The sequence below is a fragment of the Sporosarcina sp. Y1009 genome, from assembly GCF_057669865.1.
The window spans coordinates 77,529-104,515 of record NZ_JBYHFO010000009.1 but is presented as its reverse complement, the minus strand read 5'-3'; the positions used below and the strand labels follow the sequence as shown (position 1 = coordinate 104,515).

Genomic DNA, 26,987 nt, shown 5'->3' with positions numbered 1-26,987 from the left:
GGTGGAATCGAAAAAGATAGGTCAAGCTGTAGACATTCAGCTTCATTCATCTATCCGGCATCCAGAACAGAAAACCGAGACATATGAATTACAAGCAACAGGTCGAATCATACGAAAACAGAGTGCGTTGTATGTGAAATACGATGAAAATCATCAGGGTGCATCTACTCAAACAACATTGAAAATAACGAATCGAGATGCATTAATCTTGCGAAGCGGCGCAGTTAAAATGCGACTTCCACTTGACTTAGAACAAATTCGAGAAGGCGAGTATACGAACGGACCCGTAAAGTTTGCGTTACAAGTAAAAACAATCGGGCTCGAATTTAAGGAAGAAATCCCTGAAGTAAGCGGACAGTTTTTCGTACACTATGAACTCCATACAGAAAGCTCGCTACTTGGCACTTACAAATTGAGAATTACATATACGGAGGGAACAAAATGAACGCAGTCGAACAAATTCAACAAAAAGTAAAATCAGCCATTCATGACGCAATATTATTAGCTAAATTGACGGAAGAAGAAAATATTCCATCAGTTATGCTTGAAACACCTAGAAATAAAGGAAACGGCGACTATGCAACAAATATTGCGATGCAACTAACAAAAATTGCTAAAAAGCCACCGCGTGCCATTGCAGAAGCCATCGTTGAACATATTGACAAAAAGAGCGGCTCAATTGAGTCTATCGATATCGCAGGTCCGGGCTTTATTAACATCACATTACAAAAAGATTATTTACAAGAAGTTGTGAAAACAGTTCTTGACCAAGGTGAAGAGTACGGTCGTAGCAATTCAGGCAACGAAGAGAAAATTCAAGTAGAATTCGTATCTGCAAATCCAACAGGAGATCTCCATTTAGGTCATGCACGGGGAGCATCTGTCGGCGATTCACTCTGTAACTTATTAGACTTTGCTGGTTACAATGTTGAAAGAGAATATTATATTAACGATGCTGGTAGTCAAATAGACAATCTTGCATTGTCTGTCGAAGCACGTTATTTTCAAGCGCTCGGAGAGGAAAAAGAACTTCCAGAAGACGGCTATCAAGGGAAAGACATTATTACAATTAGTGAAAAGTTAGTCGAGGAATTTGGCGATAAATACAAAGATCTACCGGAAAAAGAACGCTATGAGTTTTTTCGTGAATACGGCTTGAAGTATGAATTGGAGAAGTTGAAAATAGACTTGGAAAACTTCCGCGTACCATTCGATTACTGGTTTTCAGAGTCTACATTATACGGTAGCGGTAAAATTGAAAGTGCACTCAGCAAACTTCGTGACAATGGCCATATCTATGAAGAAGACGGTGCTACCTGGTTCCGCTCGACAACATTTGGCGACGACAAAGACCGTGTGTTAATAAAGCAAGATGGATCATTCACATACATCACACCAGATATCGCTTATCATGAAGATAAAATCCAACGTGGTTTTGACAAACTCATTAATATTTGGGGAGCTGACCATCACGGGTATATTCCGCGCATGAAGGCAGCAATCGAGGCACTAGGCTATGAAGAAGATAAATTAGAAGTCATTGTTGCACAAATGGTGCATCTATATAAAGACGGCGAGCGTATGATGATGAGTAAACGGACAGGAAAAGCTGTGACATTGCGTGAACTAGTCGAAGATGTCGGCTTAGACGCAGTTCGGTATTTCTTTGTTATGCGGTCAGGCGACACACAAATGGACTTCGACTTAGATCTTGCGGTTTCAGAGTCTAATGAAAACCCAGTATATTACGCACAATACGCACATGCACGGATTTCATCAATCCTCCGTCAATCAAAAGAACTTGACCTTCAGCCATCAGTAGAAGGGGCAGGACTCTTAACGGCAAAACAGGAAATTGAGTTGTTGAAAAAGATTGGGGATTTCCCGCAAGTAATTGCAGATTCTGCTAGAATGCGCGCACCGCATCGGATTGCAACCTATATTCAAGAATTAGCAGCAACTTTCCATTCATTTTACAATGCAGAAAAAGTCTTAGACCCTGCAAATCATGAAATGACCGAAGCGCGCTTAGCCTTAGTCACAGCAACACGCACAACAATCGCAAATGCATTAAAATTAATCGGCGTATCAGCACCAGAAAAAATGTAATCCATATCACCACACCTAAGAAATTGTACATAGCAATTTCTTGGTGTGGTGTTTTTTGAATTTAGTTCAATCAGTGATGGAGAAAGATGAAATATTATGATACTTTTAAAGTGAGTATAGTTTTAACTTTTTCAGTACAAGAGGGGGATGTCTATGCGGAAGTTACTATCGATTTTATTAATTACCGTAGGTGCAGGATTTTGCATATATGCAGCTTGGCAATTTGGCGTTTCTAATTTTCAACAAGACAAAATGTTGAAAGAAGCAAAAGCATTTGTCTCGGACGAAATAATTCCACGCGATGAATTAACTGCCGAAAATACTGAGCCAATCGTTTATAGCGACCTAAAAGAAGGCGATTCAATCGGTGTTTTGTATATCCCGCGCTTAGACCGCGAAATTCCAATCATAGAAGGAACTCATGAAGACGAATTAGCCAAAGGTGTCGGCCATTTCAGCAGCACAGCATTACCTGGACAAAACGACCAAATCCTCTTATCAGGCCATCGAGATACAGTATTTCGCCAGTTTGGAGAACTCGAACACGGCGACGAAATCCACGTGAAGATGAAAACGGGAACATTCATTTACACAATTTTCGATACCGAAATCGTCGATGCAGATGATCGTACAGTCATACGTTCAACAGCACCCGATGAGATTTTAACATTATCCACATGCTATCCGTTTTCCTATATTGGAAGTGCACCGGATAGGTATATAATTTATGCGAAATGAAATTCGATGTCTAGACACGAAAAGAAGTTGTAGTATACTAATTTATGAAGATAAAAAACATAACCAAACATAAAGGTGCCTCGCTATAACAAACGAGGTTAAAAGGGAAGTCGGTTTAAATCCGACGCGGTCCCGCCACTGTAAGTGTGAGCAATTCGCAGGTACGTCACTGGAAAACTCCGGGAAGACGCGAAACGCTTTGAGCACGAGCCAGGAGACCTGCCTTTATGAATCGACCAAAACCTACGAGGAATAGGACTGGTGAAAATCTGCCCATTTGGCAATTGATTTTTACTGACTTTATTCCTCCGTAGCGATACGGGGGATTTTTATTTGGAAAAAATGGAGGAAAAAAGAATGAAGAACAACTTATGGAAGTTAATGGTTACGTCGATTTTGGCAGTACTTTTGCTAGCTGCATGCGGCGGAAATGCGGCAGACGATAAACCGAAAGAGAACGAAACAAACACAGGGGACGTAACTGTAGAAGAAACTTTCCCAGTAACAATGACGGACTCAGTCGGTATAGAAGTGACGATTGAAGCAGCGCCGGAGAAAGTCGTCTCAATGATCCCAAGTAACACGGAAATTTTATTTGAACTAGGTCTTGGTGATGAAGTTGTAGGTGTATCGGATTTTGATAATTATCCCGAAGCTACAGGTGAAAAAGAAAAAATCGGTGGAATTGAGTTTAATGTTGAAGCAATCATCGCATTGAATCCGGATATCGTCTTCGGGCATGAATCAGCATATGGCATGTCAGAAGAAGGCTACCAACAAATTCGTGATGCGGGAGTGACTGTATTTGTTGTGAAAAATGCGCTGAACTTTGAAGAAACGTATGAAACGATCGAAACAATTGGTAAAGCAACAGGCAAAACAAAAGAAGCAGCTGGAATTATTGACGATATGAAATCAAAAGTCGATGAAGTCGTCGAAAAAGTTAAAGCCGTTAATGCGAAAAAGACTGTATTTGTCGAAACATCACCGGCTCCAGAAATTTACACACCAGGCGCAAAGACATTTACACAAGAATTGCTTGACTTAGTTGGCGCAGAAAATATTGCCGCTGACCAAGAAGGTTGGTTCATGATGGATCCGGAAGAAATTATTAACCGAAATCCAGAAGTGATAGTCGTTATGTACGACTATATCGACACAGCTGTTGAAGATGTCTATGCGCGCGACGGTTTCGGCACAATTACGGCAATTAAAGAAGAAGCTGTCGTTCAAGTCGACGAAAATATCACAAGTCGTCAAGGCCCACGTCTTGCGGAAGGTCTTGAAGCAATTGCAAAGGCAATTTATCCAGAGGCTTTTGGTGAATAAATCAAGCGTTGCCTACATCGTTTCGATCGCCACACTCGTTGTGGCGATATGGCTCGGTGTATCAATCGGTACGGTGGATATTCCACTAAGGACATTTTGGAATAGAGAAGTGGATGAAATCGCAACAAACATCCTATGGAAAATTCGTATGCCGCGGGTCCTTTTAGCTGGTCTTGTCGGGGCATCTTTGGCAATTGCTGGTGCAGCTTTCCAGGGACTCCTCAAAAATCCGCTTGCAGATCCCTACACACTCGGAGTGTCGTCCGGCGCCTCGGTTGGTGCTGTGATGACGCTTTTTTTCGGATTATCACTACCGGTTTTAGGCACATACACGCTACCTGTTTTCAGCATGATTGGCGCGGGGTTAACGATGGTTCTCGTTTTGGGCTTTGCGAAACTCGTTGACAGGGCCATGAAAATGGAAACGATCATATTAACAGGAATTATTTTTGGTTCATTTTTAGGTTCAGTTTTATCCCTTATGATTGCACTCACAGGAGAAGAGCTGCGACAAATTATCGGTTGGCTTCTTGGTAGCGTTTCGATGAGGGGATGGAATTATATTACAATGATTTTGCCTTTCGTGGTAATCGGTTCGGCCATGCTTTGGTTCAATCGTAGGGAATTAAATGCAATGCTATTCGGTGAAGAACGTGCGCATCACCTCGGCGTCAATGTGAAACGACGGAAATTTATGATTTTAATCGGCGGATCGATTCTCACCGGTTCAGCTGTTGCCGTATCGGGAACGATTGGTTTTATCGGTCTCGTCGTTCCACATATGACACGGTTGATGTGGGGATCAGATCATCGTCATTTACTAACACTATCTTTTATGAATGGAGCTTCTTTATTGATTATTTGTGATCTAGTTGCCAGAACAATTATTTCACCAACAGAATTGCCAGTTGGCGTGATTACAGCGTTTATCGGGGCGCCTGTCTTTGCATTCATCTTTTACCGTCAAAGAAGAAGGGGAGCGATGTAAAATGTTACAAGTTGAAAACCTATCGGGCGGTTACGGCGATAAGTTAATCGTTAAGTCTGTCTCCTTCAATGTGAAAAAAGGTGAAGTTCTAGGTATCTTAGGGCCGAACGGAAGCGGAAAATCAACCTTGCTAAAAATTATATCCGGCATTTTAACCGCTGAAAGTGGATCCGTCACCATTGATGGCAAGAAAGCTTCCGACTATACACAAAAGGAATTCGCGCGAAAAGTAGCAGTTTTACCACAATTACATGCCCACGCTTTTTCTCATACTGTAAGAGAAACCGTAGAGTTGGGTAGGTATCCGCATCAAACGGGGATTTTCTCTTCTTGGTCTACAGAAGATGAGAAGGCAGTCACAGAAGCGATGAAAAGCACGGCGATTACACGTTATGAGAACCAGTCTATTGAATTATTGTCGGGCGGCGAGCAACAGCGCGTTTTCGTCGCACAAGCACTTGCCCAGGTCGCTCCAATTTTATTATTGGATGAACCAACCAATCACTTGGACATCGCCCATCAACAACAACTTTTGGATACAATCCGTAAAGAAGCGGTCGAAAAAGGACTCACCATTATCTCCGTATTCCACGACATAAACTTAGCCTCTTTATATTGCGACCGGCTGCTGCTTATGGATCAAGGCGAGATTTCAAAGATCGGTTTGCCACAAGAAGTTGTTAAAGAAGAGGCAATCGAAACTGTTTATCAGGCGCGCATAAAAACACAACCACACCCGGAATTACCAAAGCCACAAATTACATTGTTGCCGGATGTAAATGGTGAAACAGTTGCCATGGAGATTACAAAATCTAATTTTCTCCGCTCAAAAGAATTCGTCGTTTTCCGTGCCCATCAACCACTCAAAACGTTATCATCTGCAGTCCATAATGCTGGAATGGGTTGGTATCGGACATTTGTGAACCGCCATGTTGACAGCACGTATAGCAGTGAAGATGTGAAAAAAGAAATGGCGACTTATCTAGAAACAAAAGAATTTTCATTAACTGAAACCGTCGCAATGATGACGGCAGTTACGACAGAGGATGTCGAAATTGATGAATATGAAGGCGACTTCGGAAAAGTTATCATTGCAGTGACTGCTGGAGTTGGAAATGCAGTTGATGTATCACAAGCAATTACACGTGATGAACCACCAAAAGTAGGAACGATTAATACTTGGGTCATTATTAACGGACACTTACCAGATGAAGCTTTTATTCAAGCGATGATTACAGCAACAGAAGCAAAGTCAAAAGCACTTCAAGTAGAAAACGTACAAGATCCGTTGACCCAAACAATCGCAACGGGCACATCTACTGATAGTATTCTTGTCGCAGCTACCCAACAAGGAGAAATGCTTCCATACGCAGGTCCAATCACGGCACTTGGCAAACTAATCGCCGGGGGAGTCTTTGATTGCACAGTTAGAGCGATTCAAACGTATAAGAAAGCAAAAGGGGGAGCGACTTGATCCCAGCGCATTTCATAGCGATTTCGATCGGTTTTTTACTTGATCGAATGATTGGCGATCCACCTAATTGGCCGCATCCTGTTCGTTGGATTGGCATATTTATTTCTAAAATGACCGAGCATTTCAATAAAGGACGATACCGCATACTAAAAGGCGCACTAGTTCTTTTTCTCACGATTATAATTGTTGTGAGCATCATTTTTATCATTGTAGAGTTCGCGTATTCTGTCCATCTATTTCTTGGTATTGTAATTGAAAGCATTCTAATTGCAGTCGGTCTTGCCCAAAAAAGTTTGCGAGACGCGGCGCTAGACGTACATAGACCTCTCCTCACAGGGAATCTGCCGGAAGCCCGCACAAAATTGTCGTGGATAGTTGGCCGCGATACTGAAAAACTAAATGAAAGTGAAATTTCACGAGCAACGGTGGAAACAGTTTCGGAAAATATTGCGGACGGCATCACTTCGCCACTATTTTGGGCGTTTTTACTCGGTGCACCGGGATTGTGGTTGTACAAAGCGGTCAATACATTGGATTCAATGATTGGCTATAAAGATGAGCGATATGAGAAATTCGGAAAGTTTTCAGCACGCGCTGACGATTTACTGAACTTTATCCCAGCACGAATGTCTGGATTATTAATGATTCTTTATGCACCAAATAGAAGTCGTCTCCCATTTATTAAACGATTTTCGGGATGGTTAAAAGATGCCCGTAGACATCCAAGTCCAAATAGCGGTTATTTGGAAGCTGCAACCGCCTGGCAACTTGGTATTACGCTAGGAGGAAAAGCAACTTATCATGGGAGAACATCAGAGCGACCAAAACTTGGCCCCGGTCTAGTTCCGCTAGATGCATCTCATATCAAAGCCGCTATTTTTGAAATGCATGTCATTTCGTTCTTTTTTTGGTTTATAGGAACTGTCCTAGGAGTGTTTATCTATGCAATTACCTGAACATGGCGCAAACCCATTTAAACTTTACAAGAAACTTGGCGTAATTCCGCCGAGCCGTATCTTAGATTTTAGCGAAAATGTTAATCCAGCTGGCCCACCGATTAGCATTCAAAAAGTATGGCCCGATTTGTTCAATAAGATAAATCAGTATCCAGATCCTGAAGGGGAGCCGTTTTTAACCGCATCAGCGAAATTTCATCAGATTGACAAAGCATCTTTATTTATTGGGAACGGGGCAGCAGAACTGTTAGCGCTGATTGCTGAAAGGTACAGAGGGAAAAAAGCAGTGATTGTGCATCCGACATTTTCGGAATATGAAACGACTTTGAGCGCAAAAAACGTTGAAATCGTACGTGTTTTATCCACAGAAGAAAGTGGATTCAAATTACCGATGAATGACATTCAGAAAGCAATGGAATACGCCGATGTACTTTATTTGTGTACGCCAAATAATCCAACGGGCATTTTACCTGAACGTAAAGAACTGATTAAACTGGTTCGTCATGGTGTGAAAGTGAACTGCCAAATAGTCCTAGACGAAGCATTTATCGATTTCATAGATGAGTCACTGTCATTCATCTCAGAGCTAACGAAATTTCCACATGTAATTATTGTGCGTTCGATGACGAAAATGTATGCCATTCCTGGAATCCGCCTCGGTTATGTCGTCGGAAATCCAACCATTATTTCAGAAATTAAAGCACATGCCCCGCATTGGAATGTGAACGGCATTGCTGCTCAAGTTGGCGCGTTATGTTTGGAAGAAGCTGAGTACCGAGAAAAGTCGATTCAACAGAGCGATGAACAACGAAGAAGTTTGAAAGCTTTTCTTGAAATGAACGGTTGTGCTGTAACTAATTCTGACGTGAACTTTCTTTCATTCAAACCAGGTGGAGACCAAACCTCACGTCAACTTCATACAGACTTATTGAAACGCGGAATTGTCCTTCGACATTCTGAGAACTTTTACGGCATGGACGGTGAATGGTTGCGGATTGGTATGAAAAATTCGGAAGAAATGGCTGTCTTAAAAGAGGAGTTGGCTAGATGGTTCGAGGAAAACTAACGTTCATCACAGGTGGTGTTCGAAGCGGGAAAAGTGCTTTTGCTGAAAGACAGCTCGTTAAAAATGCCGGAGATTGTGGTGGACGACTCGTCTATATTGCATCCGGTACCAGGACTGACCCTGAAATGGAACAACGGATTGAAATCCATCGACATGACCGTGCTGAAAACGACTGGCTGACGATTGAAAAACCAGTAAAGTTGGAAGAGGTCATTCCATTCATTCAAAAAAATGATTTCATTCTTTGGGATTGTTTAACGACTTGGCTGGCCAATGAATTATATGTCGGTTGGGAAACCGGGACGTCTTGTATCGAAGTAGAAGGCTGCATGGAGCAGAAAGAAACCGAACTATACAAAACAATCGACTCAATTTTATCGAAAGCATCAAAGCTTGTCATCGTTTCAAATGAAGTACTCGATGATTTACATCCAAGTCATGGGGAAACAGAAACCTACCGCAAATGGTTAGGCCAAATTCATCAAAATATCGTGAAGCAAGCAAACACTGCCATCGAAATGGAATTTGGTATGGCAACGTATTGGAAATCTTAACGCTCGGAGGTTTAATATGAACGGGATTTTACTCGCGCTTCAATTTTTCACAGTACTTCCAATCCGAAAAGAGCTGCCGCTCGGTCGAAAAGAAGTTACGGCGATGTATATAGCGCTTCCGTTCGTCGGTGCGGTAATTGGACTTATTATGTTCGGGGTCTTGGAACTACTACTGACCGGATTTACGATTGGCACATTCCTCGCGGCTGTCTTAATCGTGTTGACAGGAATACTCCTAACAGGCGGTTTGCATCTTGACGGTTGGACAGACACTGCGGACGCATTCTTTTCTTATCGTGACCGCAAGAAACGCCTTGAAATTATGGAAGATCCACGGATTGGCGCGTTCGGTACAATGGCATTACTATTTCTTATCCTAGTAAAAATCGCATTGCTTCATGAAATTTTGGCGCGAGATTTAACGCATATTATATGGTTTGCTGCAATCCCTTTTCTAGCGCGTATTGGTATGAATATTTATTTTTCTATCACACCATCTGCGAAAACCGTTGGACTTGCCTATTTCTTTAAGGGGAAAATTCATTCGAAAATCGTAGTCGTTATTTCAATGCTTAGTGGTCTTACTATGTTAATTATTGTCTGGCTTCTTGTTGAAAGCGTTATTGTGCCTGTTCTTTTGTTGATCTTACTCGCAATCGGTATATTGTGTTTCCAACATTGGACTTTGAAGCAATTCGGGGGTGTAACGGGAGATTTATCAGGCGCATTTATTGAAGGGATGGAGGTCGTTTTATGGTTTGCAGTATTACTATTTATTTGATCCGACATCTTCCCACAATTGGCAATCAAAAACGTCAGTATATTGGATGGACAGATGAGTCGATTATACCCATCGGCGACCCGAGTTCAGTGATGCTGACGTGGAAACCAGAAATCGTATATGGAAGCGACTTAATCCGTTGTCAAGAGAGCGCGGCACTGTATTTTCCAAAGGCAATATATGAATCTAATTATCGTTTTCGTGAAAGTCATTTTGGTTTGTGGGAGGGAAAGACATATGAAGCGTTGAAAGATAATAAAGCATATCGGTCTTGGATTGACGATCCTTATGAAAACACAACTCCAAATGGAGAAAGTTTACTAGAAGTGAAAAATCGCGTGCTGATGGCATTATTGGAATTACCTGTAGGGAATTCGGAGTATTTTATTGTCACGCATGGTGGACCTATTCGGATGATGTTGACGCAATTTTCACCTGGAAAGCAGGATTTTTGGTCTTGGCATATTCCACATGGATCGGTTTGGAACTTAAAGTGGAATAATCGAGAAGACTTTATGGAGGGGAAGACATGCACATCATTATCGGTGGTGCCCATAACGGAAAACGTCAGTTTGTTCGAAAGTTACTAACTGAGATGAATGAAGAAGACATAGGTTGGTATGAAGGGGAAATTCCGGATCCTGGAAATGATGCGGTTGTCCTAGCCGGCCTGGAAAACTGGTTGGCTCAATGTGAATTAAGTGAAGAAAAGGCAATTGATTTTATTATAAAAGCAGTAGAAAATCGACGTGCGATTGTCATTTCGACCGATATTAGTCGAGGAATTGTACCGATGGAAGCTAATCTTAGAATGTTGCGTGATACATGCGGTAGATTGTATCAACGATTATTCGCAGAAGCTAGTGAAGTAACAAGAGTTTGGTATGGCATTCCACAAAACATAAAGAAAAGGGGAGAGTAAGATGAAAATTTACACAAAAACTGGGGACAAAGGGAAGACAAGTTTAATCGGGGGACGTGTCGACAAAGACGATCTACGGGTTGAAGCATATGGCACAATGGACGAATTAAATTCGTTCGTCGGTAAAGCAATGACGGAACTCGATCCTACAAAATTTGCAGATTTACTCGAAGACCTTGAAGCGATTCAAAATGAGTTGTTCGACGGGGGCGGGGATCTTTCCAATGTCATGAAAGAACGCCATTATAAATTAACTGAAGAACCAATCGAAGTGTTGGAGAAGCGTATTGATGTATTAATGGATGAAGTGCCGCCGCTTGAAAAGTTCATTTTACCAGGCGGATCACCTGCAGCTGCCTCGCTACACATTGCGCGCACGGTTACAAGACGCGCTGAACGTCAAACGGTGACATTGATGAAAGCGGAAGAAGATGTATCACCAGTTGTCGGACGCTATTTAAATCGCCTTTCCGATTACTTTTTCGTCGCAGCCCGCATCGCAAACTCACGCATCAATATTCCAGATAATGAATATGTGCGGAGTGCGAAAGTGTTTCGAACAGGAACTACCGATAAGAAAAACGATAAAAAATGAAGCTAAAACATTTAACACTAACCGCCATGTTTGCTGCCTTATGTGCAGTAGGCGGGTTAGTGAAAATCCCACTAGGCATCGGTTCAACCGCACTAGATTCTGCACCGGCACTCCTAGCTGCCGCATTTTTACCGCCCATTTTCTCAGGAACCGCTGCCCTTTTGGGCCATATCGCATCGGCTATGTATTCGGGATTTCCACTAGGTCCCTTTCATCTGCTCATTGCGATTGAAATGTTCGTCATCGTCTTGATTTTCGCACGCCTTCACAAAGCGAAAAAGAACGTGTTGAAATGGATTGTATTCATTGGCGCAAACGGCTTACTTGCACCACTACCGTTTTATTTTCTAATTTCACCGGCATTCTTTATTGGTGCAGTACCGGCCATTTTTATCGCAACAGTTATAAATGCACTGATTGCGTCACTCATATTCCCAGCTTTAAGAAATATTAAAGGTAAAGGACTAGGTGAATTTCAATGAGAAATGCAATAGATGTCGGCCACGGCTTTATCATCACAACTGATAACTCAGGAGGCATCGGTGAAAAACCAGGGGATCTGGTCTCAGTTCCAGACAATATTACCGCAAAATTTGCAGCACGTGTCACCTTACTTGAGCAATGGGCAGCAAATTCCACTCCAGTTACGGTACTAATCCATAATTTTAGCGGAAGTACAAGTTGGGAAAAATACGTCCAAGGTGTAGCGGATTTATTCCGAGAAGCGGGCTTAGAACCGCCAACAATAACAGGTAGTTCAGAAACGAATATGGACCTTTCACAGTCAGCTGTTGCCGTAACAATGCTTGGCAAGGAAAATCCTTCGCCACTTCATGAAGAGATACAATGGTTCACCTTTGGAGACCCACTCGTTGGCGATGAAGTAACCAAACACCCCAACCAAATAGCCAGCCTACGAAAAATCCGAGAAGCAATGGACAGCGGAATCATAGGAAAACTATGGCCAGTCGGCTCACGTGGCATTTTGGACGAAGCAAGGGAAATGATGCAAAACGATGAACTATTGGTTGATTCAGTGGTCGATGTAGAGAAATCCGCTGGTCCCGCAACCATTGTTATCATCGGAATACCCGCATCACAAATTACAAAAGCCTATTCACACTTCGGAGAATTGCTGAATGAATTACATATGAAATAACGTTATTTCATTTCGAAGTTAGTAGTATGACAATCATTTTGTGATGATGAGTTCCAAGGTACCTATAAGAAACTATCGTGAAAGTTTAAACAATCATGATTGTTTGATAGGTACCTTCTTTGATTTTTTTTAGGTAGGTATAAGATCCCAACTTGCAAGCAAAGTAGCGGAAAGTGCAAGCAAACAACAGCTATCTGCAAGCAAAGTAGCTTCAAGTGCAAGCAACCAGCACCGAACTGCAAGCAAATCTAGTCCTACGCCTATTTTAAGAAACGGTACTTAGATTTTCACAAAATGAAAACACTTAAATCAAATAAATCTAAGAAATCGCCTCGAAGAATGAACCACCTAACGACATTTGTATAATTCTATAAAAATAGTCATTGACTGAACGCTCATTCATTATTATACTAGAAATAGATTATCGACATTAGTATTATTTTCTACTACACTTAACATAATGAAAAGTTTCACTATTTGGAAAGGGGAGAAAACAAATGGAGCCATTACTCATTGCAAACTGGATACTATTCCTCGCAGTCGTTGCTTATGCGTTAGCTTTATTTACACATTTAATCAAAACGAGAGTACAGTTTATTAAACTCGGAAGAAAAACTGAGTTTGATGAAAATATAAGCGCCAGACTACGGAATATTTGGATCTACGTTTTCGGACAGAAGAAACTATTGAAGGACAAAAAGAGTGGAATTATCCACCTCATGTTTTTCTACGGATTCATACTCGTGCAATTTGGAGCCATCGACCTTATTTGGAAAGGCTTAAATCCAGGTTCACATTTACCGTTTGGACCAGTCTATGGGTTTTTCACGTTTTCCCAAGAAATCGTTGCTTTTATCATCCTAGTCGCAGTCTTCTGGGCGTTCCACCGACGGTATGTTGAAAAACTCGTGCGCTTAAAACGAGGTTGGAAATCAGGACTAGTACTTATCTTCATTGGCGGATTGATGGTTTCAACACTCTTATCAAACGGCATGAACATGATTTGGCAAGGCAATGCATTAACGTGGACAGAACCAATTGCATCTTCCATCGCATTCATTTTCGGCGGGATTCCAACTGTGGCTGCTGCAAGCGTTTTCTTTGTCGCTTGGTGGATTCACCTACTCATTCTATTAACGTTCTTGGTATACGTACCACAATCAAAACATGCACACTTAATTGCTGGTCCTGCAAACGTTTACTTCCACCGCCTCGACAATGTTGGTAGACTGACACCAATCGATTTCTCGGCATTGGAAGAAGAAACGGAAAATGAAGAAGATATGCCTGCACTTGGTGTAGGGAAAATTACCGACTTCACACAACTACAAATGATTGATTTTTATGCTTGCGTTGAGTGTGGACGCTGTACCAATATGTGTCCCGCAACTGGAACTGGAAAAATGTTATCACCGATGGACTTAATTACAAAACTTCGAGATAACTTAACCAACCACGGAGCACTCGTGACGAAACAAAAGCCATGGGTACCAGCACCGATGTTTGCAAACGCAAAAGGAAACCAAATTGCACTGGCAGCAGGACTTGAAGGCGCAACAATGGACGATATATATAGCCCGTCATTAATTGGTGATGTAATCACTGAAGAAGAAATCTGGGCATGCACAACTTGCCGTAACTGTGAAGACCAATGTCCAGTCATGAATGAGCATGTAGACAAAATTATCGACCTTCGACGTCACTTAGTCATGGTTGAAGGAAAAATGGATCCAGATGCACAACGCGCGTTGACAAACATTGAACGTCAAGGGAATCCATGGGGCCTAAACCGTAAAGAGAAGGAAAACTGGAGAGATGCAAGACCAGACCTTCATATTCCAACAGTAAAAGAATTGAAGAAAGCGGACGAGGAATTTGAGTACCTTTTCTGGGTTGGTTCAATGGGCGCATTCGACAACCGTTCACAAAAGATTGCCTTGTCATTTGCACATCTCTTAAACAAAGCCGGCATCAAGTTCGCAATTCTTGGCAATAAAGAAAAGAACTCTGGAGACACTCCGAGACGTCTAGGGAATGAGTTTTTATTCCAAGAGTTAGCGGAATCGAATATTAAAGAATTTGAAAAAGCAGGCGTCACAAAAATCATTACAACAGATCCACATGCTTACAATATATTCAAAAATGAATACCCGGATTTCGGATTTAAAGCAGAAGTCATTCACCATACTGAATTGCTTTTCGATCTAGTCCAAAACGGAACATTGAAACCAGTTCATCCGATCAATGAAACAATCACGTTCCATGATTCCTGTTACTTAGGTCGCTACAACGATGTCTATGACCCACCGCGCGAAATTTTAAAATCGATTCCGGGTGTGGAATTAGTCGAAATGAAGCGAAACCGCCAAGACGGAATGTGTTGCGGAGCGGGCGGCGGACTGATGTGGATGGAAGAAGATACAGGGCATCGCGTAAACGTTGCACGAACAGAACAAGCCATCGAAGTGAACCCAGGCATTATTTCTTCAGGCTGTCCTTATTGCTTAACGATGTTGTCAGACGGTACGAAAGCCAAAGAAGTCGAGGACAAAATCGGCACTTATGATATTGCTGAATTACTTGAACGCTCAATCTTTGGAGAAGACTATGTAGCAGCAACTGAAGAGGTAGAAACAGTTTTACAATAATACGAGACGATTGCACCTATTAAAAAGATAAGATATAATGAGAATAATTGAATGGGAGTGAAATTCACTCCCGTTTTTGTTGAGAAAGTATCGAGCGAGCGTTCAGTCGCTTTGTTTTCCCTTAGTATTGAAAGCGTTACCAAATCTAATTTGGAGGGGTTCATGATGAAAAAGACAGTCATACTTGACGGAGCAAGAACAGCATTTGGACGATTTGGAGGTTCTATATCCACACTTACTGCTAGTGATCTCGGAGGAATAGCGATAAAAGAAGCATTAAAGCGTTCCGCTGTAAAGGAAGATGAAGTCGATGAAGTCATTGTGGGAACGGTATTGCAAGCAGGACAGGGGCAAATACCATCCCGGCAAGCAGCAACCAAAGCTGGACTCTCATGGGGTACGAAAACAGAAACCATTAACAAAGTTTGTGCATCTGGAATGCGAAGCGTAACGCTTGGTGACCAACTCATCCGCCTCGGCGATGAAGAAGTGGTCGTTGCAGGGGGCATGGAATCCATGTCGAATGCACCGTATTATCTACCAAAAGCACGATTCGGTTTAAAAATGGGAGATGCACCACTAATTGACGGTATGCTTTTTGACGGGCTATCTTGCTCTTTTTCACCAGACCGCGTCCATATGGGCACTTATGGGAACAAAACCGCAGACGAGTTTTCACTTACACGTGAAACACAAGATGAATGGGCACTTCGCAGTCATGAACGTGCGCTAAAGGCAATTGACAATGGTTTATTCGCAGAAGAAATCGTTCCTGTTGAAGTTAAAGGAAGTCGTGGCGATTCAACCATCATTGATGTCGATGAAGCACCCAGACGTGATACGTCACTGGAAACACTTTCAAAACTTCGCCCTGCATTTGGAAAAGACGGAACGATCACCGCTGGAAATGCACCAGGTATAAACGACGGCGCCTGTGCACTCGTTTTGATGAATGAAGAACGTGCAAACAAAGAAAACAAAAATATACTCGCAACCATTATCGGTCATGCAGAAGTTGCCATAGCGCCAGAAGATTTTCCACAGACACCTGGCCTGGTGATTAATAAATTGCTCGAAAAAACAGGGAAAACACTAGAAGAAATTGATCTTTTTGAAATAAATGAAGCCTTTGCAGCTGTTGCGCTCGCAAGTTCAAAAATTGCTGCACTCGATCCAGAAAAAGTAAATGTCAACGGAGGCGCAGTAGCCCTTGGTCATCCAATCGGTGCAAGTGGCGCGCGCATTATACTGACTTTAGCATATGAACTAAAACGCCGGGGTGGCGGTATCGGCATCGCATCGATTTGTTCAGGTGGCGGTCAAGGTGACGCAATTATGATCGAAGTACCGAAGTCAGAATAACGGGGGAAATGAACATGACAATCCAAAAAGTAATGGTGATCGGCGCCGGACAAATGGGTGGAGGAATCGCACAAGTTTGTGCCCAGGCAGGATACGATGTTTTATTAAACGATATTAAAGAAGAGTCCTATGCAAAAGGACTTGCAGTAATTTCGAAAAACCTTTCACGCAATGTCGAAAAAGGCCGCATGTCAGAAGATGAAAAAACAGCAGTTCTCGGTCGTATAACAAAGTCACTCGATCTAGCAGATGCTGCGAGTGTAGATATCATTATTGAAGCAGCTGTCGAGAATATGGAAGTAAAACGTTCCATCTTCGCTAAGCTTGACGAAATTGCGCCTGAACATGCGATTCTGGCATCGAATACATCATCACTTCCGATTACAGAAATTGCAGCGGCGACCAATCGCCCAGAAAAAGTAATCGGGATGCATTTTATGAATCCTGTTCCAGTGATGAAACTGGTGGAAATTATTCGTGGACTCGCAACAGCAGATGAAGTGTATGAGGCAGTCGAGACGATGACCAAAAAATTAGCCAAAGTGCCTGTCGAAGTAAATGACTTCCCAGGATTTGTTGCAAACAGAGTCTTGATGCCCATGATCAATGAAGCGATATACACACTTTATGAAGGCGTTGCAACCAAAGAGGCCATTGACGAAGTGATGAAACTAGGTATGAACCATCCAATGGGACCACTTGAATTAGCGGATTTCATCGGACTCGATACATGCCTATACATTATGGAAACCTTACATGAGGGATTCGGAGATTCAAAATATCGTCCATGTCCACTGCTTAGAAAATACGTGAAAGCTGGTTGGTTAGGTAAGAAAACCGGTCGCGGATTTTATCAGTACTAATTAATTCTAATTTAAAGGGGTAAGAATGCGATGGATTTAAGACTCACTGATGAGCAGAAAATGATGCGTGACATGGTAAGGGATTTTGGAAAAGCAGAAATTGAACCTTTCATTCCAAAAATGGAAGCAGGACAATTTCCGCGTGAGATTTTAACAAAGATGGGGGAACTCGGTTTAATGGGGATTACCGTTCCCGAAAAATATGGCGGTTCTGAAATGGACTTTGTTTCGTACATTTTAGCAATAGAGGAATTATCGAAAGTAAGTGCGGTTGTTGGGGTAATTCTCTCTGTCCATACATCAGTAGGGACAAATCCAATCATGTACTTTGGAAATGAAGAACAAAAACAAAAATACTTACCGAAAATGGCAAGCGGCGAATACCTGGGGGCATTTTGTTTGACGGAGTCATCTTCTGGATCTGACGCGGGCGCACTTAAAACGCGTGCAGTGAAAGACGGCGATCATTATGTACTTAATGGGTCGAAGATGTTTATCACAAATGGTGGTGAAGCTGATGTGTATATTGTCTTTGCATCGACGAGTCCAGCTGACAAAACATATGGCATTACAGCGTTTATTGTCGATAAAGATACACCAGGACTCATCATCGGAAAAGAAGAAAAGAAAATGGGGCTAAATGGTTCACGTACCGTTGAATTGGTCTTCGATAATATGAAAGTTCCAGTAGAAAACAAGCTTGGCAAAGAAGGCGAAGGATTTAAAATCGCCATGGCCAACTTAGATGTTGGAAGAATTGGCATTGCTGCACAAGCATTAGGAATTGCGAATGCTTCACTCGAAGCCGCTACAGCTTATGCCAAAGAACGCGTCCAATTCGGTAAACCAATCGCGAGTCAACAAGGCATCGGTTTTAAACTAGCCGATATGGCAACTGCGGTTGAAGGCGCAAGACTACTCGTGTACCGTGCGGCTCAACTTCGAGCAGAAGGTTTACCTTGTGGAAAAGAAGCTTCAATGGCTAAGTTATTGGCTTCGAAAGCCGCAGTAGACTGTTCTATTGAAGCAGTTCAAGTATTTGGCGGTTACGGTTATACGAAAGACTATCCAGTAGAACGTTATTTCCGCGATGCGAAAGTGACTGAAATCTACGAAGGCACCAGTGAAATCCAACGAATTGTTATTTCAAAGCATTTAATAAAATAGGCGGAAGGTCATGACTTGCAAGCAAAGTGTCGATGAGTGCAAGCAAACAGTACTGGACTGCAAGCAAAGTACCCGAAGCTGCAAGCAAACACACCAGAGTGCAAGCAAACTCTACCGAACTGCAAGCAAATCCCTATCGCATGCAAGTTTATAAGTTTTCAACAATATCAATCATAAAAATAAGGTGGGAAAACAACAATGAATTTTAAACTATCCGAAGAACATCAAATGATTCAAAAAATGGTACGTGATTTTGCCGAAAAAGAAGTCGCACCAACTGCGGCAGAGCGTGATGAAGAAGAACGGTTCGATATGGTTTTATTCGAAAAAATGGCGGAACTTGGACTAACAGGAATCCCTTGGCCTGAAGAATACGGTGGAATCGGTAGCGATTATCTAGCTTATGTCATTGCTGTTGAAGAATTATCACGTGTTTGTGCTTCGGTCGGCGTTACACTTTCCGCGCATACCTCACTTGCGGGCTGGCCGGTCTTTAAATATGGGACAGAAGAACAAAAGCAAAAATACCTACGCCCAATGGCAGAAGGAACTAAAATTGGTGCATATGGTTTAACAGAACCACGCTCAGGATCTGATGCTGGTGCTATGGGGACGACTGCTAAAGTAGACGGTGATGATTACGTTTTAAATGGCTCTAAAATCTTCATTACAAACGGTGGCATCGCGGATATATATGTCGTATTTGCGATTACAAATCAAGAAGAAGGAAAGCGCCCAGAAACGAGTGCATTCATCGTTGAAAAAGACTTCCCAGGATTTTCTGTTGGGAAAAAAGAGAAAAAACTAGGGATTCGTTCTTCACCAACAACTGAAATCATGTTCGACAATTGTCGTGTGCCAAAAGAAAACTTACTCGGTGAACTTGGTGAAGGATTTGTCATTGCCATGAAAACACTAGACGGTGGAAGAAACGGCATCGCAGCTCAAGCTGTCGGTATCGCACAAGGGGCACTCGATGCTTCAGTTGACTATGCAAAAGAGCGAAAACAATTCGGTAAACCAATCGTAGAAAACCAAGGCATCGGTTTCAAACTTGCAGATATGGCGACATCAATCGAAGCATCTAGACTACTCACTTATCAAGCGGCTTGGCTCGAATCGAACAACTTGCCTTATGGAAAAGAATCAGCAATGGCAAAACTAATGGCTGGAGATACGGCGATGAAAGTAACGACAGAAGCCGTACAAGTTTTCGGTGGTTACGGATACACAAAAGACTATCCAGTTGAACGCTATATGCGTGATGCGAAAATCACCCAGATCTACGAAGGCACACAAGAAATCCAACGCCTCGTCATCTCCCGCATGTTAACGAAATGATGAAGGCTAGATAATGAAAAATGTTCTAAATGAAATATCCAGTTGATTGGAGTGGAGAGCGTCCGCTCGGAACGGAAATCAACGGGATTAGAGAAAGTCGGACTTTTTCAGTTACCTTCAAATTAATCGGGGGTCCAATATGGAAACAAAACGTGAAATAAAATCATCCGTAAAAGATGAAAGTCTCATCGAAAAGAGACGCGAACAAATGATACAAGGTGCGGTCAAACTCTTTAAAGAAAAAGGGTTTCACCGAACGACAACACGCGAAATTGCCAAAGAAGCCGGATTCAGCATCGGCACACTATATGAGTACATCCGCACGAAAGAAGACGTCTTGTTTCTCGTCTGTGACAGCATTTACAATGAAGTGAACGATCGACTATACGTATTGGCCAAAGAAGAAGGCACAGTCAAAGGCCTGCGTTCAGCCATCGAACAATACTTCTTGCTCATCGACGACATGTCAGACGAATTCGTCGTCATGTACCAAGAATCCAAATCACTACCAAAAGACGCACTTCAATACGTTTTGAAAAAAGAACTAGAAATGGTCGCATTATTTGAGAACATCTTACAGTCTTCTGTGGAGTTTGGGGAACTTCGCATCAACAAAGACGACATTCAAATCGCGGCACACCATATCGTCGTCCAAGGTCAAATGTGGGCATTTCGTAGATGGGCACTACGAAAAAATTACACAATCGAGAAATATATCGAAGTCCAATCAGAACTAATTTTCAAGGGGATTCTCGGAATAGGGAACGTTCAAGAATAAAGAAGGGGTGTTTAACTATATGGCTACAATCGAAGTTTATAAACCGAAGCACCATGTGCGGATGGTAACAGCATCAAGTCTATTTGACGGTCACGATGCATCAATCAATATCATGCGCAGAATTTTACAGTCAAGCGGCGCAGAAGTCATCCATCTAGGACATAACCGTTCGGTGGAAGAAGTCGTTAATGCAGCCATTCAAGAAAATGTTCAAGCAATCGCGATGTCGTCTTACCAAGGCGGTCACGTTGAGTATTTTAAGTATATGTATGACCTACTCCAAGAAAGAGGCGCACCACATATTCGCATATATGCAGGTGGTGGCGGCGTCATTATTCCAAAAGAAATTAAGGAATTACACGACTATGGTATATCTTGGATCTTCTCTCCTGAAGACGGCCGGAAAATGGGTCTTCAAGGAATGATCAATCGCATGATGGAAGAATGTGACTTTGAAACTGCAAATGATTGTACAGTTGCGGATTTAGACAAGGTGAATACAGAAAATCCAGAAGTGCTCGCAAAACTGATAACCTATGCTGAAGAAATGTACAACACCGATAATGCAGATGCGAAAGCGTTCATTAAAAAAGCAAAAGAGTTATCAAAAAATACACCGGTTTTTGGAATTACAGGAACAGGTGGCGCTGGAAAGAGTTCATTGACGGATGAATTGATTCGCCGTTTTCTAAACGAGCTGCCAGACAAAAAAGTAGCGATTCTTTCAATCGACCCAACAAAACAAAAAACAGGTGGTGCCCTCCTTGGGGACCGGATTCGGATGAATTCTATCTTCAATAAACGCGTATTCATGCGCAGTTTAGCAACAAGAGGCTCACGTTCAGAATTATCCGGTGCAATGCATGACGTTCTTGATGTCGTCAAAGTGGCAGGATACGATTTAATCGTGATTGAAACGAGCGGGATTGGGCAAGGGGATGCGGATATTGCTGATATTTCAGAGGCATCCATGTATGTCATGACGAGTGAATTCGGGGCACCGACACAACTCGAGAAAATTGATATGATTGACTATGCTGACTTAATCGCCATCAATAAATTCGAGCGAAAAGGATCAGAAGATGCGATGAGCCAAGTTCAAAAACAATACCAACGCAGCCGGATGCTATTTGACAAAGAGTTAACAAAAATGCCGGTTTACGGTACAATTGCAAGTCAATTTAACGACAAAGGAACGAATTCTTTATTCGCAGCAATTGTCCGCGTGTTGAATGAAACCTATGATCTCGACTGGAAAACTTCATATGACGAATTGGCAAAAGCGGAAAAAGAAAATGTCATCATTCCTGTTGAACGTCTCCATTATCTGCGTGAAATTTCAGAGGCAGTTCGTGGGTATCACCGGAAATCTGAAGTGCAAGAAGAACTGGCTCGGAAATTATTTCAATTAGAAGGATCCATAGCTGTCGTGAAAGAGCGGGCACCTGACGATGTATTAGTCGAGTCGCTTCAATCATTAGCAGACAGCGTCCAAGAAGAACTAACACCTGAATCGAAAAAGATTCTCGCAAACTGGAATTCACTAAAAGAAGCTTATTCGGGTGAAGAGTATGTAACGAAAGTGCGTGATCGTGAAATTCGCACAATCCTACGAACTACGAGTTTAGCAGGCCTTAAAATTCCGAAAATCGCATTGCCAAAATACAAGGATTATGGTGAAATTTCACGTTGGGTTTACCGTGAAAACGTTCCTGGATCTTTTCCGTATACGGCAGGTGTATTTCCATTTAAACGTGAAGGCGAAGATCCGAAACGCCAATTTGCAGGCGAAGGAACACCAGAGCGGACCAATCGTCGTTTCCACTACTTATCAAAAGATGATGATGCAAAACGTCTTTCGACAGCTTTCGACTCCGTGACGCTTTACGGAGAAGATCCTGATGAGCGGCCAGACATTTACGGTAAAGTCGGCGAGTCGGGTGTCAGCATTTGTACACTAGAAGATATGAAAAAGTTGTACGACGGCTTCGATCTATGTGCACCATCAACATCTGTTTCAATGACTATTAACGGACCCGCTCCGATTATTCTAGCCATGTTTATGAATACAGCGATTGATCAACAAGTGCGTATAAAGGAAGAAGAATTAGGACGTCCGTTATCGATGGAGGAATTTGTCGAAGTGAAAGAAGGGACAATGCAAGTTGTTCGTGGAACTGTTCAAGCAGATATTTTAAAAGAAGATCAAGGTCAGAATACTTGTATCTTTTCGACAGAATTTGCACTTCGACTTATGGGAGATATCCAACAATATTTCATCGACCAAAAAGTGCGGAATTATTATTCCGTATCGATTTCCGGTTACCATATTGCGGAAGCAGGCGCGAATCCGATTTCACAACTTGCATTTACATTGGCGAACGGCTTCACATATGTGGAATATTACTTAAGCCGCGGCATGAACATCGATGATTTTGCACCAAACTTGTCGTTTTTCTTCTCGAATGGACTGGATCCAGAGTATACAGTCATCGGAAGAGTGGCACGCCGAATTTGGGCAGTGACGATGCGCGAAAAATATGGTGCCAATGATCGCAGTCAAAAATTGAAATACCATGTACAAACTTCTGGCCGCAGTTTACATGCGCAGGAAATTGACTTCAATGATATTCGTACGACATTGCAGGCATTAATGGCTTTACAAGATAATTGTAATTCGCTGCACACAAACGCTTACGATGAAGCCATCACAACGCCAACAGAGGAATCCGTTCGTCGAGCAATGGCTATTCAAATGATTATCACAAAAGAACATGGTCTTTCTAAAAACGAAAATCCGCTGCAAGGTGCATTCATTATTGACGAGTTAACAGACCTTGTAGAAGATGCAGTACTCACAGAATTCGATCGTCTGAACGACCGTGGTGGTGTACTTGGTTCAATGGAAACCCAGTACCAACGTGGGAAAATTCAAGAAGAGTCTATGTTCTATGAGATGAAAAAACATACGGGTGAACTGCCGATTATTGGCGTAAACACATATTTAAACCCGAATCCGCCATCTGAAGAAGATATCGATAATATGGAAATTGCGAGAGCAACAAAAGATGAAAAAGAAACACAAATCCACAATTTGCGTGCGTTCCAACAAAAACATGCAAATGATACTGAAAAAGCACTTTTACAATTACAACAAGTCGCTGTATCAGGTGGAAATATTTTTGCAGAATTAATGGAAACTGTAAAAGTGGCCAGCCTGGGTCAAATTACACATGCATTGTATGAAGTTGGCGGACAATACCGTCGAAATATGTAAAAAAAGAATGAAAAATAAATCCATAGAGGACGTGTATCTTCTCTATGGATTTTTGACATTTACTATGGGACAATGAATAGTATCAGTGTAAACGGAAAGGGTAGATGCTAATGAAGACCTATCAACACCTTATAATCATTATTGCACTCATCCTGTTTACAATTTTCTTTTATAAAGAAGGTTTTGGATCAATCGCTTTTTTACTCGCAGCGATTTACTTATTCTTTATTTTCATTCGAGAAATTAGACGTTCAAAATAAAATAGGATAAGTCATCTGACATAATCTTTACGAAAAAAACTGCGTATGGTATAATCGTTTAGATAAAGCTTGTAATTGTGAAGATGAATGTAAAGGACTGGAAATCGGTCCTTTTTTTGAGTGTGATCATTGAGTAAATGGATTACATGATGAAAAATTGTATATAATAATGTGTAAAGTTTAATAATAAGAGAGAGAAAGTAAGTAGACTCTCTCCTTACTAGCAGAGAGGACGTGCATTACATGGACATTCGTGAAATGACGAAAGAACAATTAGCGGAAGAATCGAGTATCGATATCGCTTATGCAGTATTGGCTGAAAAAGGCGAAAATCTAACATTAAGACAGTTAATGGATGAAGTTCGTAAACTTAACGGCGTTACAGTAAGAGCAATGGCCGAAAAACTACCAAGAATAAATACAGATATTAATACAGACGGAAGATTTCTTTCGATTGACGACATTCGATGGGGATTGCGTGAATGGTATCCAGTTGACCAACTAGAAGTGGAAACTGCACCAGTCGTGCGAACTCGACGTAAAAGAAAAGCTGTTGCCGGTGATGATGATATCGATCTGGACGACGATGAAGACGTGGTAGACGAAGACGGATTCGATCTCATTGATCTTGACGAAGAAGAAGATGAGGATGAAGACGTTGTAGTTGTAGACAATCTTATCGGTGAAGAAGAAGTTGAAATCGATGTAGACGTCGACATACTCGATGAAGATGAAGATGAAATTCTTCCAGAAGATCTTATTATCGATGACGAAGAAGATGATGAAGAAGAAGATGAAGAAGAAGAGGAATAATCTCACTTGACTTCAGCGCAAAATCAAGATAAGATTCTACTGGGCTCCTGAAAAAGGACAAATGACTCAGAGTAATGCGCTCCTACTGCGAACGTTGCAGCAGGGCGCTTTTTTATTTTATAAAACATATAAAAAAGAATTCGGAGGAATAGAATATGACAAAGTATATATTTGTAACAGGTGGAGTTGTTTCTTCCCTGGGAAAAGGAATTACCGCAGCAGCACTCGGTCGCTTACTAAAAAACCACGGTTTGCAAGTAACTATTCAAAAATTCGACCCTTATATTAACGTTGACCCGGGCACAATGAGCCCTTACCAACATGGTGAAGTATTTGTTACAGAAGATGGTGCAGAAACAGACTTGGACCTTGGGCACTATGAACGCTTTATTGACATAAATTTAAATAAGTATTCAAACGTTACAATGGGGAAAGTTTATTCGTCAGTGTTGAAAAAAGAGCGTCGCGGTGACTACAAGGGTGCAACTGTTCAAGTAATCCCGCATATTACCAATGAAATCAAAGAGCGTATCTTAGCTTCTGGAAAAAATACAAATGCAGATGTCGTCATTACAGAAATTGGAGGAAGCGTAGGGGACATTGAGTCCTTACCAATTTTGGAAGCAATCCGTCAAATGAAAACAGATTTTAATAAAGATGACATCATGTACATTCACTGTACCTTAATCCCCTACATGAAAGCAGCGGGAGAAATGAAAACCAAGCCAACTCAGCACAGTGTAAAAGAACTTCGTAGCCTAGGAATTCAACCAGATGTCATCGTTGTTCGTTCTGAACAAACAGTCCCAACAGAGATGAAAGAAAAAATTGCACTTTTCTGTAGTGTACGTCCGGAAGAGGTAATTGAGGCAGTTGATGCGGATATTCTTTATAAAATGCCGCTTATGCTAAAAGCTCAAAAAATGGACGAGATTGTCATCGATCACTTGCGATTAGAAGCAGGTGAGGCGGATATGACAGACCTGTATGCACTTGTGGACTTAGTCAGTTCAGTTACGAAAAAAGTTCGCGTTGCACTTGTCGGAAAATATGTTGAGCTACCAGATGCTTACATCTCAGCGGTCGAAGCCTTATCACATGCCGGATACCCTTTTGCTACCGAAGTGGAAGTGAAATGGGTTAATTCGGAATTCCTGACTGCAGAAAATGTTGCGGCAGAATTAAGTGATGTTGACGGAATTCTAGTTCCAGGTGGATTCGGGGACCGCGGCATTAACGGGAAAATCGAAGCAATCAAATACGCGAGAGAAAACAAAGTACCATTTTTCGGAATCGCACTTGGTATGCAATTGGCGCTCGTCGAATATGCACGTAATGTACTTGACTTACAAGATGCGCATTCAACAGAATTCTCTCCAGATACGAGCAATGCCATTATCGAACTGGCTATGCCGAGAAAAGATAGTGAAGACCAAAATGGCACGATGCGACTAGGCGTTTATCCATGTAAATTAGAGGATGGCACAAAAGTCAGCACTGCATACGGTAAAGAATTAATCTACGAGCGTCACAGAAATCGTTATGAATTTAATAATGAATACCGTGAACAACTTCAAGGAGCAGGAATGATTTTCTCTGGAAATAGTCCAGATGGTCAATTTGTAGAAACAATCGAACTACAAGATCATCCATTTTTCGTAGCAAGTCAGTTCCATCCAGAATTTGCATCACGTCCAACGCGCCCACAACCGCTAATCAGTACGTTTATTGAAGCGATATTGGCGAACAAAACAGACATGTAATTCATAGAAAAAATAGAGCTACACGAAAATGGTTATCCTTCCAT

At 41.8% G+C, this 26,987-nt stretch carries 26 protein-coding genes and 1 riboswitch; all 26 genes read left to right on the top strand.

The genetic code is table 11. The annotated features are described in order from the left end of the window. Window position 1: 1 nt before the first annotated feature. The 26 genes from AC25Y1_RS12565 (at window position 2) to pyrG (ending at window position 26,943) form a co-directional block, all read left to right on the top strand. Window positions 2-445, top strand: coding sequence for a YwiB family protein (locus AC25Y1_RS12565; protein WP_488148344.1), 444 nt, complete (start codon window positions 2-4; stop codon window positions 443-445). Then, complete coding sequence (argS, locus tag AC25Y1_RS12560; protein ID WP_488148343.1) at window positions 442-2,109, top strand: arginine--tRNA ligase; 1,668 nt, start codon at window positions 442-444, stop codon at window positions 2,107-2,109. Before AC25Y1_RS12565 ends, argS begins: the two co-directional genes overlap by 4 nt. Window positions 2,110-2,262: 153 nt before the next feature. After that, window positions 2,263-2,847 carry a class D sortase gene (locus tag AC25Y1_RS12555; RefSeq protein ID WP_488148342.1) on the top strand — a complete coding sequence of 195 codons (585 nt, stop codon included), beginning with the start codon at window positions 2,263-2,265 and terminating at the stop codon, window positions 2,845-2,847. A gap of 56 nt (window positions 2,848-2,903) precedes the next feature. Further along, window positions 2,904-3,088, top strand: a riboswitch (cobalamin riboswitch). Window positions 3,089-3,204: 116 nt separating this feature from the next. Next, window positions 3,205-4,176, top strand: coding sequence for an ABC transporter substrate-binding protein (locus tag AC25Y1_RS12550; protein ID WP_488148341.1), 972 nt, complete (start codon window positions 3,205-3,207; stop codon window positions 4,174-4,176). Then, entirely contained in the window at window positions 4,169-5,164 is a 996-nt protein-coding gene (locus AC25Y1_RS12545; protein ID WP_488148340.1) for a FecCD family ABC transporter permease, read from the top strand. Before AC25Y1_RS12550 ends, AC25Y1_RS12545 begins: the two co-directional genes overlap by 8 nt. A gap of 1 nt (window position 5,165) precedes the next feature. After that, window positions 5,166-6,638 (top strand): heme ABC transporter ATP-binding protein, encoded by a 1,473-nt coding sequence (locus AC25Y1_RS12540; RefSeq protein ID WP_488148339.1) that lies wholly within the window; start codon window positions 5,166-5,168, stop codon window positions 6,636-6,638. Continuing rightward, the gene (gene cbiB, locus AC25Y1_RS12535) at window positions 6,638-7,594 is read left to right on the top strand and encodes an adenosylcobinamide-phosphate synthase CbiB (protein ID WP_488148374.1); all 957 of its coding nucleotides are present in this window, start codon (window positions 6,638-6,640) and stop codon (window positions 7,592-7,594) included. The genes AC25Y1_RS12540 and cbiB overlap by 1 nt, the downstream gene beginning before the upstream one ends. Further along, a complete protein-coding gene (cobD, locus tag AC25Y1_RS12530) occupies window positions 7,581-8,660 on the top strand; it encodes a threonine-phosphate decarboxylase CobD (protein ID WP_488148338.1) in 1,080 nt (359 codons plus the stop codon). Before cbiB ends, cobD begins: the two co-directional genes overlap by 14 nt. After that, the gene (locus AC25Y1_RS12525; RefSeq protein ID WP_488148337.1) at window positions 8,642-9,214 is read left to right on the top strand and encodes a bifunctional adenosylcobinamide kinase/adenosylcobinamide-phosphate guanylyltransferase; all 573 of its coding nucleotides are present in this window, start codon (window positions 8,642-8,644) and stop codon (window positions 9,212-9,214) included. The genes cobD and AC25Y1_RS12525 overlap by 19 nt, the downstream gene beginning before the upstream one ends. Window positions 9,215-9,230: 16 nt before the next feature. After that, complete coding sequence (cobS, locus tag AC25Y1_RS12520; RefSeq protein ID WP_488148336.1) at window positions 9,231-9,995, top strand: adenosylcobinamide-GDP ribazoletransferase; 765 nt, start codon at window positions 9,231-9,233, stop codon at window positions 9,993-9,995. After that, complete coding sequence (locus tag AC25Y1_RS12515) at window positions 9,968-10,585, top strand: histidine phosphatase family protein (RefSeq protein WP_488148335.1); 618 nt, start codon at window positions 9,968-9,970, stop codon at window positions 10,583-10,585. Before cobS ends, AC25Y1_RS12515 begins: the two co-directional genes overlap by 28 nt. Next, the gene (locus tag AC25Y1_RS12510; protein ID WP_488148334.1) at window positions 10,525-10,917 is read left to right on the top strand and encodes a bifunctional adenosylcobinamide kinase/adenosylcobinamide-phosphate guanylyltransferase; all 393 of its coding nucleotides are present in this window, start codon (window positions 10,525-10,527) and stop codon (window positions 10,915-10,917) included. Before AC25Y1_RS12515 ends, AC25Y1_RS12510 begins: the two co-directional genes overlap by 61 nt. 1 nt (window position 10,918) lies before the next feature. After that, a complete protein-coding gene (locus AC25Y1_RS12505) occupies window positions 10,919-11,512 on the top strand; it encodes a cob(I)yrinic acid a,c-diamide adenosyltransferase (RefSeq protein ID WP_488148333.1) in 594 nt (197 codons plus the stop codon). Next, window positions 11,509-11,994 (top strand): ECF transporter S component, encoded by a 486-nt coding sequence (locus tag AC25Y1_RS12500; RefSeq protein WP_488148332.1) that lies wholly within the window; start codon window positions 11,509-11,511, stop codon window positions 11,992-11,994. The genes AC25Y1_RS12505 and AC25Y1_RS12500 overlap by 4 nt, the downstream gene beginning before the upstream one ends. After that, window positions 11,991-12,671: a hypothetical protein gene (locus tag AC25Y1_RS12495; RefSeq protein ID WP_488148331.1), complete on the top strand. Its 681-nt coding sequence runs from the start codon at window positions 11,991-11,993 to the stop codon at window positions 12,669-12,671. The genes AC25Y1_RS12500 and AC25Y1_RS12495 overlap by 4 nt, the downstream gene beginning before the upstream one ends. A gap of 497 nt (window positions 12,672-13,168) precedes the next feature. Continuing rightward, window positions 13,169-15,319 (top strand): (Fe-S)-binding protein, encoded by a 2,151-nt coding sequence (locus AC25Y1_RS12490; protein WP_488148330.1) that lies wholly within the window; start codon window positions 13,169-13,171, stop codon window positions 15,317-15,319. A gap of 165 nt (window positions 15,320-15,484) precedes the next feature. Beyond that, window positions 15,485-16,681: an acetyl-CoA C-acetyltransferase gene (locus AC25Y1_RS12485; protein ID WP_488148329.1), complete on the top strand. Its 1,197-nt coding sequence runs from the start codon at window positions 15,485-15,487 to the stop codon at window positions 16,679-16,681. Window positions 16,682-16,695: 14 nt separating this feature from the next. Next, window positions 16,696-17,544, top strand: a complete 849-nt coding sequence (locus tag AC25Y1_RS12480; protein ID WP_488148328.1) for a 3-hydroxybutyryl-CoA dehydrogenase — start codon at window positions 16,696-16,698, stop codon at window positions 17,542-17,544. A 30-nt stretch (window positions 17,545-17,574) separates the two neighbouring features. Continuing rightward, entirely contained in the window at window positions 17,575-18,711 is a 1,137-nt protein-coding gene (locus tag AC25Y1_RS12475) for an acyl-CoA dehydrogenase (RefSeq protein ID WP_488148327.1), read from the top strand. A gap of 198 nt (window positions 18,712-18,909) precedes the next feature. After that, entirely contained in the window at window positions 18,910-20,052 is a 1,143-nt protein-coding gene (locus AC25Y1_RS12470) for an acyl-CoA dehydrogenase (protein WP_488148326.1), read from the top strand. A 29-nt stretch (window positions 20,053-20,081) separates the two neighbouring features. Then, window positions 20,082-20,213 (top strand): hypothetical protein, encoded by a 132-nt coding sequence (locus AC25Y1_RS12465; protein WP_488148325.1) that lies wholly within the window; start codon window positions 20,082-20,084, stop codon window positions 20,211-20,213. Then, entirely contained in the window at window positions 20,192-20,830 is a 639-nt protein-coding gene (locus tag AC25Y1_RS12460) for a TetR/AcrR family transcriptional regulator (RefSeq protein ID WP_488148324.1), read from the top strand. Before AC25Y1_RS12465 ends, AC25Y1_RS12460 begins: the two co-directional genes overlap by 22 nt. Window positions 20,831-20,849: 19 nt before the next feature. After that, entirely contained in the window at window positions 20,850-24,107 is a 3,258-nt protein-coding gene (icmF, locus tag AC25Y1_RS12455) for a fused isobutyryl-CoA mutase/GTPase IcmF (RefSeq protein ID WP_488148323.1), read from the top strand. A 110-nt stretch (window positions 24,108-24,217) separates the two neighbouring features. Beyond that, window positions 24,218-24,367, top strand: coding sequence for a hypothetical protein (locus AC25Y1_RS12450; RefSeq protein WP_488148322.1), 150 nt, complete (start codon window positions 24,218-24,220; stop codon window positions 24,365-24,367). 243 nt (window positions 24,368-24,610) lie between these two features. Continuing rightward, window positions 24,611-25,180, top strand: a complete 570-nt coding sequence (rpoE, locus tag AC25Y1_RS12445) for a DNA-directed RNA polymerase subunit delta (protein ID WP_488148321.1) — start codon at window positions 24,611-24,613, stop codon at window positions 25,178-25,180. Between the two features lie 155 nt (window positions 25,181-25,335). Further along, complete coding sequence (gene pyrG / locus AC25Y1_RS12440) at window positions 25,336-26,943, top strand: CTP synthase (RefSeq protein ID WP_488148320.1); 1,608 nt, start codon at window positions 25,336-25,338, stop codon at window positions 26,941-26,943. Window positions 26,944-26,987: the final 44 nt, after the last annotated feature.